The following is a 13,600-nucleotide window of genomic DNA, read 5'->3' on the forward strand; positions in this document are numbered from 1 at the left end:
GTGCCCCGTCTTTCTGCCGCGATTTCCGGTTGCGCGCCCTGAAATGCGGCGGTTGGCGGCCTGCCATCGACTTCGATGCAAGAAATCGCGGGCGTGGCCGTTCTTCCGCCGGGAGGACCAGAAGCAAGAAGCATGCCAGCCTGCCGGCGAAGGGTGCGCCCTCTGCCGGGCATGGCCTCTGCGCCTTTCAGGCGTCAGGATCCTGACGCTTCGCAACGCCGGGTGTCAGAAAATTGACGGTGCAGCGCAGCTGTGGCGTTGCGCTCAATCGTCCCTTGGGCGCCCGCGCGTCGATTTCACGTCGCTGCGGCGGCGCTTGGAATCCAGCCGCCGCGCGCGCGCACCGGCACCGGGCCGGGTGGGGCGGCGGGGTTTCGGCGGCACGGCGGCCTCGGCCAGCAGCGCCACCAGCCGGTCAACCGCATCCTCGCGGTTGGCGGGCTGGCTGCGGAACCGTTCCGCGAAGATGCGGATCACACCATCCAGAGACAGGCGGCTGCCCGCCAGGCGCGCCGCCCGCTGCTTCACGGCATCGGGCAGCGAGGGTGAACGCGCCAGATCGAACCGCAGCTCCACTGCTGTCGAGACCTTGTTCACATTCTGCCCGCCCGGCCCCGACGCCCGGACGAAGCGGAATTCCAGCTCGTCCTCGTGCAGGGCGAGCCCGCGGCATATGGGGATCAGCCGGTCCATCGGCCCAGCCCGGCAAGCCTGAGGAGCGCATAGGCCGATCCGGCAAAGCCTGCGGCCATGGCGAGGGCTGTGGTGATCGGCCCGGCATCGGCGAACGGCGCGGTGAGCGCGCTGGCCAGCGCCCCGCTTGCGAACGAGCCCGCGCCCAGCAGCGCCGAAATGGCGCCCGCGCGCGTGGGCATTGCCGACAGGGCAAGCGCCATGCTGTTGCTGGAAACGAAGCCGTAGCTGCCCATGCTGAGGAAGATGAGGGCCATGGCCACCCACATGGTGGCAAGCCCGGTGATGGCGGCAAGCACCAGCAGCAGGCTGAAGCCCGTGGCGACCATCACGGCCACCCGCGCAATCCGCTGCGGTGCATGGTGGCGCAGCGCCAGGCGGTTCAGCTGGCTGGCGATGATGAGCCCGCCCGCGTTCAGGGCGAAGATCCAGCCGAAGGCGGCGGCGCTCTGCCCGTAATGGCCCATGAACAGCGCGGGCGATGTGGCGATGTAGGTGAAGAGCGCCGCGCCATTGAGCGCGCCGCCCAGCACGAAGCCCAGCACCCGGCGATCCCGCAGGGCCGCGACATAGCTTTGCAGGGCGTTTTCGCTGGCGGCCAGCGCGGCTGTCTCGTCGCTGCGGCTTTCGGAAAGACCGAAGAAGACGGCGATGCCCGATATCAGGCCGAAGACCGCCAGCAGCAGGAAGATGGATTGCCAGCCGAAGAGCTTCAGCATCAGCGCGCCGAGCGAGGGCGCAAGCATGGGCGCAATCGCCAGCACCAGGAACATCAGGCTGAAGAGCCGGGCGGATTCGACCGTGTCGAACCTGTCCCGCACGATGGCGCGGGCCACCACCACCCCGGCGCAGGCCCCCAGCGCCTGCACGAAGCGGCCGGCTGTCAGCGCATCGAGGCTGGGCGCGGCGGCCAGCGCCAGCGAGGCCAGCGTATAGAGAAACGCCCCCGCGATCAGGGGCGGCCGCCTGCCGATGCGATCCGAAAGCGGGCCAAGGCCCAGCTGGCCGATGGCCATGCCGGCGAAGAAGGCCGACATGCTGGCCTGCGCGGCCGCCGGCGGCTGGTCGAAATGGGCGGCGATCGCCGGCATGGCGGGCAGGTAGAGATCAATCGAGATCGCCCCGAAGGCTGTCAGCGTGCCGAGAAGGATGATGAGGCCGACCGAGGGTCTGGTGGCGCCGTGCGTCGCGTGCATCCGCCGCAGCTAGCACGGCCCGCCCGGCTTGGCACCCCGTCGCCGGCGCTCTATTCCGGTGACGGGCAATCATCTGCGCAAGGATTCTTCGATGACCAGCCGGCCATGGCCTTCCTTCGACTGGGCAGACCCCTTTCTCATCGAATCCGAACTGACGGACGAGGAACGCATGGTGCGCGACAGCGCCCGCGCCTTCGCTGCGCGCCACCTCGCCCCCATCGTGAAGGAGGCCAACCGCCACGAAAGCTGCGACCGCAGCCTGATGCGCGCCTTCGGCGAGGCCGGGCTGCTTGGCCCCACCATCAGGGGCTATGGCTGCGCGGGGGTTTCCTATGTCGCCTACGGGCTGGCCGCGCGCGAGGTGGAGCGGGTGGATAGCGCCTATCGCTCGGCCTTTTCCGTCCAGTCGTCGCTGGTGATGTATCCCATCCATGCCTATGGCACCGAAGCCCAGCGCGAAGCCTGGCTGCCGAAGCTCGCCACGGGCGAATGGATCGGCGCCTTCGGCCTCACGGAACCCGATGCTGGCTCCGACCCGGCCGGCATGAAGACGGTGGCCGTCCGCGCGCCGGGCGGTTTCCGCATCAGCGGCGCCAAGATGTGGATCACCAGCGCCCCCTTCGCCGACCTGTTCGTGGTGTGGGCGAAATGCGACCTCGATGACGGGCTGGGCGAGCAGATCAGGGGCTTTGTGGTGCTGCGCGCCGACAAGGGGCTTTCCACGCCGAAGATCACGGGCAAATTTTCCCTGCGCGCATGGGTGACGGGCGAGATCGTGCTGGAGGATGTCTTCCTGCCCGAGGACCGGCTGCTGCCCCATGTGCACGGGCTGAAGGGGCCGTTTGGTTGCCTCAACAATGCCCGCTACGGCATCGGCTGGGGGGCCATGGGCGCGGCCGAATTCTGCTGGCATGCCGCGCGGCGCTACACGCTCGACCGCAGCCAGTTCGGCCGGCCGCTCGCCGCCACCCAGCTGGTGCAGAAGAAGCTGGCCGACATGCAGACGGAAATCAGCCTCGGCCTGCTGATGGCGCTGCGCGCCGGGCGGCTGATGGACGAGGGCCGCCTCGCGCCGGAAGCCATTTCCCTGCTGAAGCGCAACAATTGCGGCAAGGCGCTGGATATCGCGCGCACCGCCCGCGACATGCATGGCGGCAACGGCATTTCCGACGACTATGGCGTGATCCGCCACGTGATGAACCTGGAGGCCGTGAACACCTATGAGGGCACGCACGACATCCATGCGCTGATCCTCGGCCGGGCGCAGACGGGGATCCAGGCCTTCGGTTAAGGAGTGTTGCGGCCCGGTTGCCGCCTTGGGACCGTGCTGTTAGGCGAAGGCAATACCGCGTTACCGGGGCGCGCAGTCGTGCCCGAGCAGGGGGTCTGGAAGCATGGCAGGGCGTCCGCCGCGCGTTCTCGCGCTTTCCTCCACCGGGGGGCACTGGGTGCAGCTGCTGCGGCTGGCGCCTGCCTGGGAGGGCTGCGAGGTTCATTACGCCACGTCCACACCGGATTTCCGCGCGCGCGTGGCCGACATGGCGCGGGCGCGCGGGCAGGCCGCCCCCGGCTATCATGTCTTCACCGATGCCAACCGCTGGCAGAAGCTGCGCCTTGTGCGACAGCTTGTCGATGTCGCGCTGATCCTGCTGAAGGTGCGGCCCGACGTGATCATCACCACTGGCGCTTCGGCGGGCTATTTCGCAATCCGGCTCGGCCGCCTGATGGGCGCGCGCTGCTGCTGGCTCGACAGCATCGCCAATGCAGCGGAACTGTCCCTTTCCGGCGCAAAGGCCGGGCCGCACGCCCATCTGTGGCTCACCCAATGGCCCGAACTGGCACGGCCCGGCGGGCCGGGCTATCGCGGGGCGGTGCTGTGATCTTCCTGACGATCGGCACGCAGGAGCCGTTCGACCGGCTGGTGAAGGCAGTGGATGAATGGGCCGCCGCCCATGCCGTGCCGGTGTTCGGCCAGCTCGGCGGGCTGAAGCCCGACAGCTACCGTCCGCGCCATTTCGAATGGTGCGAGTTCATCGCGGCGGATGTCTACCAGCAGAAGCTGGAAGCCTGCGATCTTCTTGTCGCCCATGCCGGCATGGGCTCGATCATTTCGGCCCTTACATGGGCAAAGCCGCTCATCATCATGCCGCGCAGCGCTGCCCTTGGCGAGCATCGCAACGAGCATCAGCTGGCGACCGCGCAGAAGTTCCGCGACCGGCCGGGCGTTGCTGTCGCTTGGGCGCCGGACGAGGTGGGGCCGCTGATCGACCGGCTGCTGGCAGCGGGCAGCGACGGGGCGGCGGCGCTTTCGCCCGAGGCCTCGCCAGCGCTGATCGGGACTTTGCGCGCCTTCATCCATGGCGGCGCGGAAGGCGGCGGCCGGCCCGGCTGATTGCGGTCCGGTGTGCGGCTTCATGCGGCAGGCTGGCGCTGTTCAGCCGCCGGGCCGCCATGCTAGGGCGTCGTCCCATGCAGAAGACCAGCACCGACGCGAAAAAACCCGCCACCACGGGGACGGCCTCGCGCTTCAAACCGACGCGACGCGGCTTCCTCATCGGCACCGGGGCGGCCCTGGGGCTGGCCGTGGGCTATGCGATTTGGCCGCGCCAGTGGCCCAACGCGTGGGATGCAACCGAAGGCGAGACACTGCTTGGCCCATGGGTGAAGATCACCCCCGGCGGGCGCGTGACGGTTGCCGTGCCGCAGGCCGAGATGGGGCAGGGCATCTATTCCGGCTTCGCCCAGATCGTCGCTGACGAACTGGGGGCGAACTGGAACATGATGGCGGTGGAACCCGCCCCATGGCACCCGGCCTATGCCCATGTCGGGCTGGTCAAGGAAGGGGTGGAAGGGCTGCCCAGCGTCTTCCGCGGGCTGGCCGGCTGGGCTGGCGAAGGGGTCGTCCGCCGCCTGAACCTGCACATGACGGGCGGCAGCACCTCGATGAAGGGCTATCACGACATCGTGCGGCAGGCAGCGGCCGAAGCGCGCGCCTGGCTGATTGCGGCAGCGGCAAGGGAATGGGGGGTCACGGCAAAAGAGGTGGACACCGCCAATGGCCATGTCGTCTACAAGGCCAACCGCATGAGCTTTGCCGATGCCGTGGCGCTGGTGGACCTGGAGGCCGAACCGCCCGCCCCTGCGCTTCGCCCGGCATCCGCCCGGCCACTCGACGGCAAGGCGCTTCCCCGCCTCGACCTGCCGCCCAAGGTGGATGGAACGGCGCGCTTCGGGGCCGATGTGCGCCTGCCCGGCATGGTCTATGCCGCCATCCGCCACGGCCCGGTGGGCGGCGGCGCGCTGGTCAGCGCTTCGGCGCCCAAGGGCATCCAGATGGTGAAAGGCCCGGACTGGGTGGCCGCCATCGGCATCACCAGCTGGGAAGCGAAGCGCGCGCTCGAAAGCGTGAAGGCGAGCTTTGCCGCCGAAGGGCGCAAGGCCGGCCCCTGGATCCAGACGGAACTGGCGCGCCTTGCATCCGGCAGCGAAGGCGACGCCGTGGCCGGTGAAGGGGACGTGGATTCAGCACTTGGCGACAGCCCCGTCACCGCCGATTACAGCCTGCCCTTTCTTGCCCATGCCTGCATGGAGCCAATGACGGCGACCGCCCGCATCACCGATGGCCGGGCGGAAGTCTGGGGGCCGACCCAGTCGCTCACGCTCGCCCATTGGCAGGTGGCCGAGGCGCTTGGGATCGACAGCCATGATGTCGTCATCCACCCGACGCTGCTTGGCGGTGGTTTCGGCCGCAAGGCAGAGCCGGACTGCATGGTGCAGGCGGCGCTGATCGCGAAAGCGGTCGGCAAGCCGGTGCAGCTCATCTGGAGCCGCGAGGAGGACATGGCGGCCGACCGTTTCCGCCCGCCGGTGGCGGCCCGGCTGCGTGGCCGGGTGGCAGACGATGGCGAGGGCATGGCGCTTGCCGCCTTCGAGGCGCGTGTCGCGGTGCCATCCGTCAACACCAGCTTCATGGGCCGCAACATGAAGCGCTTCGCGCCCTCCGGCGACAAGCCGAACGCCGGCGCCATCGAGGGGGCAGCCGAAATCCCCTATGCCACCCAGGCCTTCCGGGCGGTGCACCTGCCGCTCGAACAGCCCGTGCCGCTGGGCTACTGGCGCGCCGTGGGGCACAGTTTTTCGGGCTTCATCATCGAAAGCTTCATCGACGAACTCGCCCATTCAGTCCGCGCTGATCCGCTGTCCTTCCGCCTTGGCCTGCTGAAGGACAGGCCCCGCCATGCCGCCGTGCTGAAGGCGGCGGCCGACGCCGGGCGCTGGGGCGACGGGCTGGACAAGGGCTTCGGCCGCGGCATCGCGCTTCACGAAAGCTTCGGTTCGATCGTCGCCATGGTGGTTGAGGCCGGCGTGATCGACGGCCAGGTGCGGATCGGCGACGTGGCGGTCGCCATCGACTGCGGCCGCGCCATCGCGCCCGATTCGGTGCGCGCCCAGCTCGAAGGGGCCGCCATCATGGGCCTGTCGGCCGCCATGGGGGAGGCCGTGCGCTTCGCTGATGGCCAGATCGAGGAGCAGAATTTCCACAGCTACCCCGTGATGCGGCTGGCCGATGCGCCACGCCGGATCAGCAGCGTGATCCTGACCAGCGACGGGCCGCTTGGCGGCGTGGGCGAGCCGGGCCTGCCGCCGGCGGCGCCCGCACTCGCCAATGCGCTGTTCGTCGCCACCGGGCGCCGCGCCCGCAACCTGCCGCTCGGCCAGAGCTACGGAGCCTGAGATGCGCGAATCCGCAAAGCTTCCCGCCGGGCACCCGCCTGTCGCCATCGGCAAGGTCGGCCTGCTTCTTGTCAACCTCGGCTCGCCCGATGCGCCGACGGCCGACGCCGTCCGCCCCTATCTCAGGCAGTTTCTTTCAGACCGGCGCGTGGTCGAGCTTCCGGCCATGCTGTGGCAGCCGATCCTGCGCGGCATCATCCTCAACACAAGGCCGAAGAAGACGGCCGCCAACTATGCGAAGATCTGGGATCGCACGGCCAATGACAGCCCGCTGCGGGTGATCACGGCGGCGCAGGCGCGCGCGCTCGAAGGGGTGTTCGGCCCGGACGTGATCGTCGATTACGCCATGCGCTACGGCAACCCTTCCATCGAATCGCGGCTGGACGCGCTGCGCGCCGCCGGCTGCGACCGGCTGGTGATCGCGCCGCTCTACCCGCAATATTCCAGCGCCACGACGGGCACGGTGCAGCAGGAACTGTTCCGCCTGCTTGCAAGGGAACGCTGGATGCCCGCCGTGCGGACGCTGCCGCCCTATCATGACCACCCGGCCCATATCGCGGCGCTCAGGGCATCGCTCGTGCGGGCGCTCGAAGGGCTGGATTACGAGCCCGAGCGCATCATCCTCAGCTTCCATGGCATGCCGCGCCGCACGCTCGACCTTGGCGACCCCTATCATTGCCAGTGCCAGAAGACCGCCCGCCTGCTGCGCGAGGCGATGGGCTGGCCGGCCGAGCGCATGCCGGTCGCCTTCCAGTCACTCTTCGGCAGGGCCGAATGGCTGAAGCCCTACACCCAGCCGCTGGCCGAGGAGATGGCCCGCGCCGGGGTGAAGCGGCTGGCCGTGATGACACCCGGATTTTCAGCCGACTGCATCGAGACGCTGGAGGAAATCGCGCAGGAAGTGCGCGATGCCTTCCTCGACGCCGGGGGGGAGAAATTCGCCGCCATTCCCTGCCTCAACGACAGCGCCGAGGGTATGGAAATGCTGCGGACGATCCTTGGTGAATCGCTTGCCGGGTGGGGAGCGCCGGTCTAGGCTTCACACCTCACTTCGGGAGAGTGTCGATGGGGCGTGTTGCAGTAGTGACCGGGGGTACGCGAGGCATTGGCGAAGCCATTTGCGTGGCGCTGAAGGAGGCGGGCTTCACCGTTGCCGCAAACTATGTCGGCAGCGATGACAGGGCGAAGGCCTTCACTGAGCGCCATGGCATCAGGGCCTGGAAATGGAACGTCGCCGACCATCAGGCGACGCTCGACAGCGTGAAGGCGATCGAGGCCGAACTGGGACCGGTGGACGCGGTGGTGAACAATGCCGGCATCACCCGCGACGGAACCCTCCTCAGGATGACGTTCGAAGCCTGGAAGGAAGTGATCGACGTCAATCTCGGCGGCTGCTTCAACATGGCCAAGGCCACCTTTCCCGGCATGCGCGAGCGCGGCTGGGGCCGCATCGTCAACATCGGCTCGATCAACGGCCAGGCCGGGCAATATGGGCAGGTGAACTATGCCGCCGCGAAAAGCGGCATCCATGGCTTCACCAAGGCGCTGGCGCAGGAAGGGGCCAAATTCGGCGTGACGGTGAACGCCATCGCGCCCGGCTACATCGACACGGACATGGTGGCGGCCGTGCCGGCCGAGGTGCTGCAGAAGATCGTGGCGAAGATTCCCGTCGGCCGCCTCGGCCATGCCGAGGAGATCGCGCGCGGTGTCGCCTTCCTCTGCTCCGAGGATGCGGGCTTCATCACCGGGTCGACGCTGAGCATCAACGGCGGCCAGCACATGTACTGACAGGGCAGCCGGGCTGCACGCCATGCTTGTGAAGCGCAGCTTCACCATTCAGGGCCACCGCACGTCGGTGGCGCTGGAGCCGGAATTCTGGGCAGCCTTCGATGCGGCCGTGGCGGCTGACGGCCTCAGCCCCACCGCCTGGATCACCGCGCTGGATGAAGCGCGCAGCACCCCGCTGGCCAGCGCGATCCGGGTGGCGTTGCTGCGCCGTGCACGGGCGGATGCGCCCGGCTGACAGGGCGCGGGCCTGCCACTGCGGGATGCTCTTCCCTCAGAGGAGGTTCAGGCCGATCAGCAGGCGGGTGTCGATGGCGCAGCCGCGTTCGCGGGCTTCGGCGATGAAGGCCGGCACCTTTTCCAACGGCACGACATGCACGCGGATATTCTCGCTTGAGACACCGCCGCCCGGGCCGACCTTGCTGAGCCCGGTGGCGCGATAGAAATGGAAGATTTCACCGACCATTCCGGGCGAGGAGGCGAATTCGCCATAGCCTTCCCAGTGGCTGGCTTCGTAGCCGGTTTCCTCGACCAGTTCGCGCCGGGCGGAATCCAGCGGATCCTCGTCGGCGGTGTCGTCGCCGACGAGGCCTGCCGGCAGCTCGATGCAGTTGCGCCCGAGCGGCGGGCGATACTGCTCGACGAGCAGCATCTCCCCCGCGTCCGTCAGGGCGAGGATGACGGCGGCATCGATGCCGCCGACGCGGCGGGTATATTCCCACTGGCCACCCTCGCCCCAGGGGGCGACATGCATTTCAAGGAAGCGGCCCTTCCAGACCACCCGGCCACCGGATTCCGGCCCGCTGCTCATACCGCTTCTGGCCCGCTTCCCGGCTGCCGCTCAGCCAGCCGCCGGAACCAGCGGCAGCGGCAGGCCGTCGGCGGCCGGCGTGGCAGTGAATTCGCTGCCGAAGCGCATCAGCTGGCGGCCGATGGCATATTTGTGCACTTCGGTCGGGCCGTCATAAAGGCGGAAGGCGCGCATGTCGCGATAGATCATTTCCACGACCGTCTCGTCGGTGACGCCGATTCCGCCAAGAACCTGCACGCAGCGGTCGGTGACGCGGAACAGGCGCTCGGAAATCTCGGCCTTGGCGATCGAGCTTTCGTGCCGGCCCTTCACGCCCTGGTCCATCAGCCAGGCCGTCTGCCAGATCAGCAGGCGGCTCACCTTCAGGTCGATCTCGTTCTCGGCCAGCATGAACGACACGCCCTGGTGCTCGCCGATGGGCTTGCCGAAGGCGGTGCGGGTGCGGGCATGGTCGATGGCGATGGCCTGGGCGCGGCTTGCCGCCCCCAGCCAGCGCATGCAGTGGGTCATCCGCGCGGGCGCGAGGCGCATCTGGGCATAGCGGAAGGCCTGCCCCACTTCGCCCAGCAGCGCATCCTTGGGCAGGCGCAGATTGTTGAAGCGGACGACGCCATGCCCTTCGACATAGTTGCGGTCCATCGAGTTCATCACCCGCTCGATCTCGATGCCGGGCGTGTCGCCCTCGCACAGGAAAAGGGTGGGGCCATCCGGGCCATGGGCGTTGGGCATCACCCGGGCCATGATGATCCAGGTCCTGGCGCCATTGGCCCCGGTGATCAGCCATTTAAGGCCGTTGATGGTGTAGGTTTCGCCATCGAAGACGGCTTCGGTCTTCAGCTGGGCGGGGTCGGAGCCGGCGCCGTCCGGCTCGGTCATGGCGAAGACGGAGCGGCGGTGCCCTTCGATGCAGGGGCGCAGGAAGCGCTCGGCCTGCGCGTCATTGGTGATCTTCGACAGGATGAACATGTTCCCCTCGTCGGGGGCGGCGCAGTTCATGGCGACGGGGCCAAGGGTGGACCAGCCGGCGGCTTCCAGCACAACGGCTGCCTCGCAATGGGTGAGGCCCATGCCGCCGAAGCGCTTGGGCGCCTGGATGGTGAGCAGGCCGGCCGTGCGCGCCTTTTCCACCATTTCCTGCCGCAGGGAATCATTGGGTCCATGCTGGGTGAGGCGGGGATCGCGCTCATAGGGGATGATCTCGTCGGTGACGAAGGCCCGCACGCGCTGTGCGAGCGCTGCGAGATCCGGGGTGAGGCTGAAATCGATCATCCGATGTCTCCAGAGTGTTCGAGGGCATGGGCCAGAATGGCCCCGGCCAGATGGGAAAAACCGCTGTAGCGATCGCCCTTGAGCGAGCCGTGCTGCCAAAGCCGGTAGAGCTGCATCCAGGCGGTGGCGAGCCTGAGCCGCGCCAGCGCCAGGTGCCAGCCGAGTGCGGGCGGCAGCGTGCCGGCCGCCCTTGCATAGGCATCGAGCACCGCATCGCGCCCGGGCCAGCCGGGCAGAAGGGAGGGCAGCGCTTCCAGACTGTGCGTGTCGGCCGGGTCAGATGGTTCGATCCAGTAGGAAAGCAGCACGGCGAGATCAAAGGCCGGCGGCCCGAGCGTGCCCATGTCCCAGTCGATGAGGGCGGTGGCGATGCGGGCTTCGGGGTCCAGCAGCAGATTGTCGAACTTGGGGTCCATGTGCAGCAGCCGGGCGGGCGCGTCCTGGGGCAGGGTTTCCGCCAGGCGCGCCAGCAGCGGGGCGAGCGCGGGCGGCGCATCGGCCCCGAAGGCCGCCCCGGCGCGCTTTGTCCAGCCGCGCAGCTGCCGTTCCGCAAAGCCCGTCGGCTTGCCGAGATCGCCGAGGCCGACGGCCTCCGGGTCCAGTGCATGGAGGCCGGCCATGGCGCTGCACAGCGCGTCCGCCATCCAGCCCGCGTCGGCCACGGTGAAGCCTTGCGGCAGGGTGCCGCCCACGGCATGGCCCGGCCGCCATTCGATCAGCTGGAAGGGGGCATCGATCGGGCTGTCTTCGAGGCAGGCATGGATGAGCCGCGGGGCAAGGGGGAAATGCGGGTGCAGCCGCCCCAGCACCTTCGCTTCGCGCGCCATGTCCGAGGCGCCATGGGCCAGCGGCCCGGCCGGCGGGCGGCGGAAGACCGCCGGGCCGCCATCCAGCCGCACGCGATAGTTGAGATTGGCAAGGCCGCCGCTGAACTGGCGCGGCGCCTCGGACAGGTCGAGCCTGTGGCCGGCCGCGGCAAGATGGGCGGCGATGGCGGGCCAGTCCTGCGGGGTGGCATCGGGGCGGAAGCTCATGCCCCGCCTATTGCCCGCGCCGGCGCCCGGGCGCAATGCGCAGCAATGTCAGGAAGGGCCGGGAAGCGACAATGCGCCCCCCCTGCCGGAGGGCAGGGGGATATGGGCGTCAGAGGAAGCGGGCGACCACGTCGCGGTAGGAGCGCGAAACCTTCACCGTGGCGCCCGATGCCAGCGTCAGGAAGCATTCGCCGTTGGTGTGCGGCTTCACCTGGCGGACATTGTCGAGGTTGACGATGGTGGAGCGGTGGACGCGCTGGAATTTGCGCGGGTCGAGCCTGCGTTCCAGATCCTTCATCGTCTCGCGCAGGATGAGGGTCTTGTCGGCGGTCGTCAGGCACATGTAGTCGCCGGCGGCATCGATCTTCTCGATGGTGTCCACGTCCACCCGGAAGATCTGGCCCTGGTCCTTCACGTTGATCACCTTCTCGAACCGGTCGGCCGACGGCTCTGACGATGGCACGATGGTGGAAACCGAATCCGGGTCCACCTCGGCGAGCTTGGCGGCGAGGCGCTCGGCCTCCTCGCACATGCGCCGTTCCTGAAGGCGCGTGCGCACGCGGTCCATGGTCTGGGCCAGCCGCTCGGCTTCCACCGGCTTCATCAGATAATCAACCGCCTGCGCCTCGAAGGCGCGCAGGGCATGGTCGGAATAGGCGGTCACGAAGACGAACAGCGGCGGTGTGATGTCGGCCAGCGCGGACACGACGGAAAAGCCGTCGAAGCCGGGCATCTGCACGTCGAGGAAGACCAGATCGGGCTTTTCGGTGCGGATGGCGCGGATGGCCTCGCGCCCGTTCATCGCCTTGCCCACGATCTCGACATCGGCAAAGGGCTTCAGGCGCAGTTCGAGGCCCTGGATTGCAAGCGGCTCGTCGTCCACGAGAAGCGTGCGGATGCTCATTTTGCTACCTCTTGATTGGCCCCGGCCAGCCCCGTCTCGCGCACATTGTCGGCGGGGCTGACGAGCTGGAGGGGAATCTCGATCAGAACGAGAAGACCCGGCCCCTTGGCCTTGCCCGCTTGAACGAGGGGTGAACCCGCGTTCGAAAGCAGTTCGAAGCGGTGGTTGTCGCCATAGGCCTGCTGCAGCCGTTCGCGGATGTTGGCGAGGCCCACGCCCGTGCCGTCATGGGTGGGGCCGGGCTTGCCATCGACAAGGCCCGGCCCGGTATCGGCAACCGTCAGTTCCAGCCGGTCGCCGATGGCGCGGCCGGTGACGCTGATGTCGGCGCCTTCCTCGAGCGGGGTGACGGCATATTTCACGGCATTCTCGACCAGCGGCTGCAGCAGCAGCGAGGGAATGCGGGCGTTCATGATTTCGGGCGCGATGTCGAAGCGGGTGCGCAGCCGGTCCTCGAAGCGGGTGCGCTCGATGTCGAGATAGAGCTTCAGCGCCTGCATTTCCTGCGCGATGGTCGCCTGGCCCTCGCGCTCGCCCACCAGCGAATAGCGCAGGAAGGAGGACAGGCGCGAGAGCATGGTGTTGGCGCGTTCCGTTTCGGCCAGCAGCACCAGCGTGCTGATGGAATTCAGCGTGTTGAACAGGAAGTGCGGGTTGATCTGGTAGCGCAGCATTTCGAGCTGGGCGCTGCTCGCCTGCGCCGCCATGCGCTCGAACCGCTCGGCCTGTTCGTCCAGCAGCAGATAATAGTTGATGCCGTAATAAAGGCCCGACCAGGCGCCGAGCACGGCGAGCGTCAGCAGGATCGCGCCGAAGAATTCGATGCCCTGCGGCCGCCAGCCCGGCTCGTAGAAGGTGGCGTGCGCCCACACCTCCAGCGCCGAGAACAGCACCGAGGCCGACACGAGGATGATGAAGCTGAGGCTCCACACCCAGACCGGCTTCATGCGGATGATGCCACGATAGGCCCAGGCCATCAGCAGCGTGAGCGAAAAGCCGGTGATGGTGACGAGGATCGTGGGCAGGATGAAGGCGATGCCCATGCGGTTGGCCAGCCCGCCAAGCGAGCGAAGCAGGAAGTAGCCTGCCCATCCGCCGATCTGCAGAAACCAGAAGGCGCGGTTCTTGTCGGCGAAGAAGCCGCGGCTGGCGAGGTATCCCGGAGGCATGTTCG

General features: G+C 68.2%; 14 protein-coding genes. 7 read left to right on the forward strand and 7 right to left on the reverse strand.

The window, feature by feature from the left end; all coding sequences use genetic code 11:
* Window positions 1-264 precede the first annotated feature (264 nt).
* A complete protein-coding gene (gene arfB, locus ACUJ46_RS01350; protein WP_445388663.1) occupies window positions 265-693 on the reverse strand; it encodes an alternative ribosome rescue aminoacyl-tRNA hydrolase ArfB in 429 nt (142 codons plus the stop codon).
* Window positions 681-1,889 (reverse strand): multidrug effflux MFS transporter, encoded by a 1,209-nt coding sequence (locus tag ACUJ46_RS01355; RefSeq protein ID WP_445388664.1) that lies wholly within the window; start codon window positions 1,887-1,889, stop codon window positions 681-683. The genes arfB and ACUJ46_RS01355 overlap by 13 nt, the downstream gene beginning before the upstream one ends.
* Before the next feature lie 91 nt (window positions 1,890-1,980).
* On the opposite strand from ACUJ46_RS01355, the gene ACUJ46_RS01360 reads away from it, so the two are divergent.
* From ACUJ46_RS01360 to ACUJ46_RS01390, 7 genes are all read left to right on the forward strand, one after another.
* Entirely contained in the window at window positions 1,981-3,180 is a 1,200-nt protein-coding gene (locus ACUJ46_RS01360) for an acyl-CoA dehydrogenase (RefSeq protein ID WP_445388665.1), read from the forward strand.
* A gap of 103 nt (window positions 3,181-3,283) precedes the next feature.
* A complete protein-coding gene (locus tag ACUJ46_RS01365) occupies window positions 3,284-3,769 on the forward strand; it encodes a glucuronosyltransferase (protein ID WP_445388666.1) in 486 nt (161 codons plus the stop codon).
* Complete coding sequence (locus ACUJ46_RS01370; RefSeq protein ID WP_445388667.1) at window positions 3,766-4,281, forward strand: glycosyltransferase; 516 nt, start codon at window positions 3,766-3,768, stop codon at window positions 4,279-4,281. The genes ACUJ46_RS01365 and ACUJ46_RS01370 overlap by 4 nt, the downstream gene beginning before the upstream one ends.
* 77 nt (window positions 4,282-4,358) lie before the next feature.
* Window positions 4,359-6,623, forward strand: a complete 2,265-nt coding sequence (locus ACUJ46_RS01375; RefSeq protein WP_445388668.1) for a molybdopterin cofactor-binding domain-containing protein — start codon at window positions 4,359-4,361, stop codon at window positions 6,621-6,623.
* A 1-nt stretch (window position 6,624) separates the two neighbouring features.
* A complete protein-coding gene (gene hemH, locus ACUJ46_RS01380; RefSeq protein WP_445388669.1) occupies window positions 6,625-7,659 on the forward strand; it encodes a ferrochelatase in 1,035 nt (344 codons plus the stop codon).
* 29 nt (window positions 7,660-7,688) lie between these two features.
* Window positions 7,689-8,411, forward strand: coding sequence for an acetoacetyl-CoA reductase (phbB, locus tag ACUJ46_RS01385; RefSeq protein WP_445388670.1), 723 nt, complete (start codon window positions 7,689-7,691; stop codon window positions 8,409-8,411).
* Between the two features lie 22 nt (window positions 8,412-8,433).
* Window positions 8,434-8,646 carry a ribbon-helix-helix domain-containing protein gene (locus tag ACUJ46_RS01390; protein ID WP_445388671.1) on the forward strand — a complete coding sequence of 71 codons (213 nt, stop codon included), beginning with the start codon at window positions 8,434-8,436 and terminating at the stop codon, window positions 8,644-8,646.
* A gap of 36 nt (window positions 8,647-8,682) precedes the next feature.
* On the opposite strand, the gene ACUJ46_RS01395 is transcribed toward ACUJ46_RS01390, so the two are convergent.
* The 5 genes from ACUJ46_RS01395 to ACUJ46_RS01415 all read right to left on the reverse strand — a co-directional run bounded on the left by ACUJ46_RS01395 (window position 8,683) and on the right by ACUJ46_RS01415 (window position 13,595).
* Entirely contained in the window at window positions 8,683-9,219 is a 537-nt protein-coding gene (locus ACUJ46_RS01395; RefSeq protein WP_445388672.1) for an NUDIX hydrolase, read from the reverse strand.
* A gap of 30 nt (window positions 9,220-9,249) precedes the next feature.
* Window positions 9,250-10,488, reverse strand: a complete 1,239-nt coding sequence (locus ACUJ46_RS01400; RefSeq protein ID WP_445388673.1) for an acyl-CoA dehydrogenase family protein — start codon at window positions 10,486-10,488, stop codon at window positions 9,250-9,252.
* Window positions 10,485-11,522 carry a phosphotransferase family protein gene (locus tag ACUJ46_RS01405; RefSeq protein WP_445388674.1) on the reverse strand — a complete coding sequence of 346 codons (1,038 nt, stop codon included), beginning with the start codon at window positions 11,520-11,522 and terminating at the stop codon, window positions 10,485-10,487. The genes ACUJ46_RS01400 and ACUJ46_RS01405 overlap by 4 nt, the downstream gene beginning before the upstream one ends.
* A 109-nt stretch (window positions 11,523-11,631) precedes the next feature.
* Entirely contained in the window at window positions 11,632-12,426 is a 795-nt protein-coding gene (locus ACUJ46_RS01410; RefSeq protein WP_445388675.1) for a LytR/AlgR family response regulator transcription factor, read from the reverse strand.
* The gene (locus tag ACUJ46_RS01415; RefSeq protein WP_445388676.1) at window positions 12,423-13,595 is read right to left on the reverse strand and encodes a sensor histidine kinase; all 1,173 of its coding nucleotides are present in this window, start codon (window positions 13,593-13,595) and stop codon (window positions 12,423-12,425) included. Before ACUJ46_RS01415 ends, ACUJ46_RS01410 begins: the two co-directional genes overlap by 4 nt.
* Window positions 13,596-13,600 lie beyond the last annotated feature (5 nt).

The organism is Sandaracinobacteroides sp. A072 (assembly GCF_052616365.1).

What these genes read in the sequence shown, in the direction of transcription:
- ACUJ46_RS01410 (WP_445388675.1), bottom strand. Translation starts at nt 12,426, where the DNA reads ATGAGCATCCGCACGCTTCTCGTGGACGACGAGCCGCTTGCAATCCAG.
- ACUJ46_RS01415 (WP_445388676.1), bottom strand. Translation starts at nt 13,595, where the DNA reads ATGCCTCCGGGATACCTCGCCAGCCGCGGCTTCTTCGCCGACAAGAAC.
- ACUJ46_RS01355 (WP_445388664.1), bottom strand. Translation starts at nt 1,889, where the DNA reads ATGCACGCGACGCACGGCGCCACCAGACCCTCGGTCGGCCTCATCATC.
- ACUJ46_RS01360 (WP_445388665.1), top strand. Translation starts at nt 1,981, where the DNA reads ATGACCAGCCGGCCATGGCCTTCCTTCGACTGGGCAGACCCCTTTCTC.
- ACUJ46_RS01375 (WP_445388668.1), top strand. Translation starts at nt 4,359, where the DNA reads ATGCAGAAGACCAGCACCGACGCGAAAAAACCCGCCACCACGGGGACG.
- ACUJ46_RS01390 (WP_445388671.1), top strand. Translation starts at nt 8,434, where the DNA reads ATGCTTGTGAAGCGCAGCTTCACCATTCAGGGCCACCGCACGTCGGTG.
- ACUJ46_RS01400 (WP_445388673.1), bottom strand. Translation starts at nt 10,488, where the DNA reads ATGATCGATTTCAGCCTCACCCCGGATCTCGCAGCGCTCGCACAGCGC.
- ACUJ46_RS01405 (WP_445388674.1), bottom strand. Translation starts at nt 11,522, where the DNA reads ATGAGCTTCCGCCCCGATGCCACCCCGCAGGACTGGCCCGCCATCGCC.
- arfB (WP_445388663.1), bottom strand. Translation starts at nt 693, where the DNA reads ATGGACCGGCTGATCCCCATATGCCGCGGGCTCGCCCTGCACGAGGAC.
- ACUJ46_RS01395 (WP_445388672.1), bottom strand. Translation starts at nt 9,219, where the DNA reads ATGAGCAGCGGGCCGGAATCCGGTGGCCGGGTGGTCTGGAAGGGCCGC.
- hemH (WP_445388669.1), top strand. Translation starts at nt 6,625, where the DNA reads ATGCGCGAATCCGCAAAGCTTCCCGCCGGGCACCCGCCTGTCGCCATC.
- ACUJ46_RS01365 (WP_445388666.1), top strand. Translation starts at nt 3,284, where the DNA reads ATGGCAGGGCGTCCGCCGCGCGTTCTCGCGCTTTCCTCCACCGGGGGG.
- phbB (WP_445388670.1), top strand. Translation starts at nt 7,689, where the DNA reads ATGGGGCGTGTTGCAGTAGTGACCGGGGGTACGCGAGGCATTGGCGAA.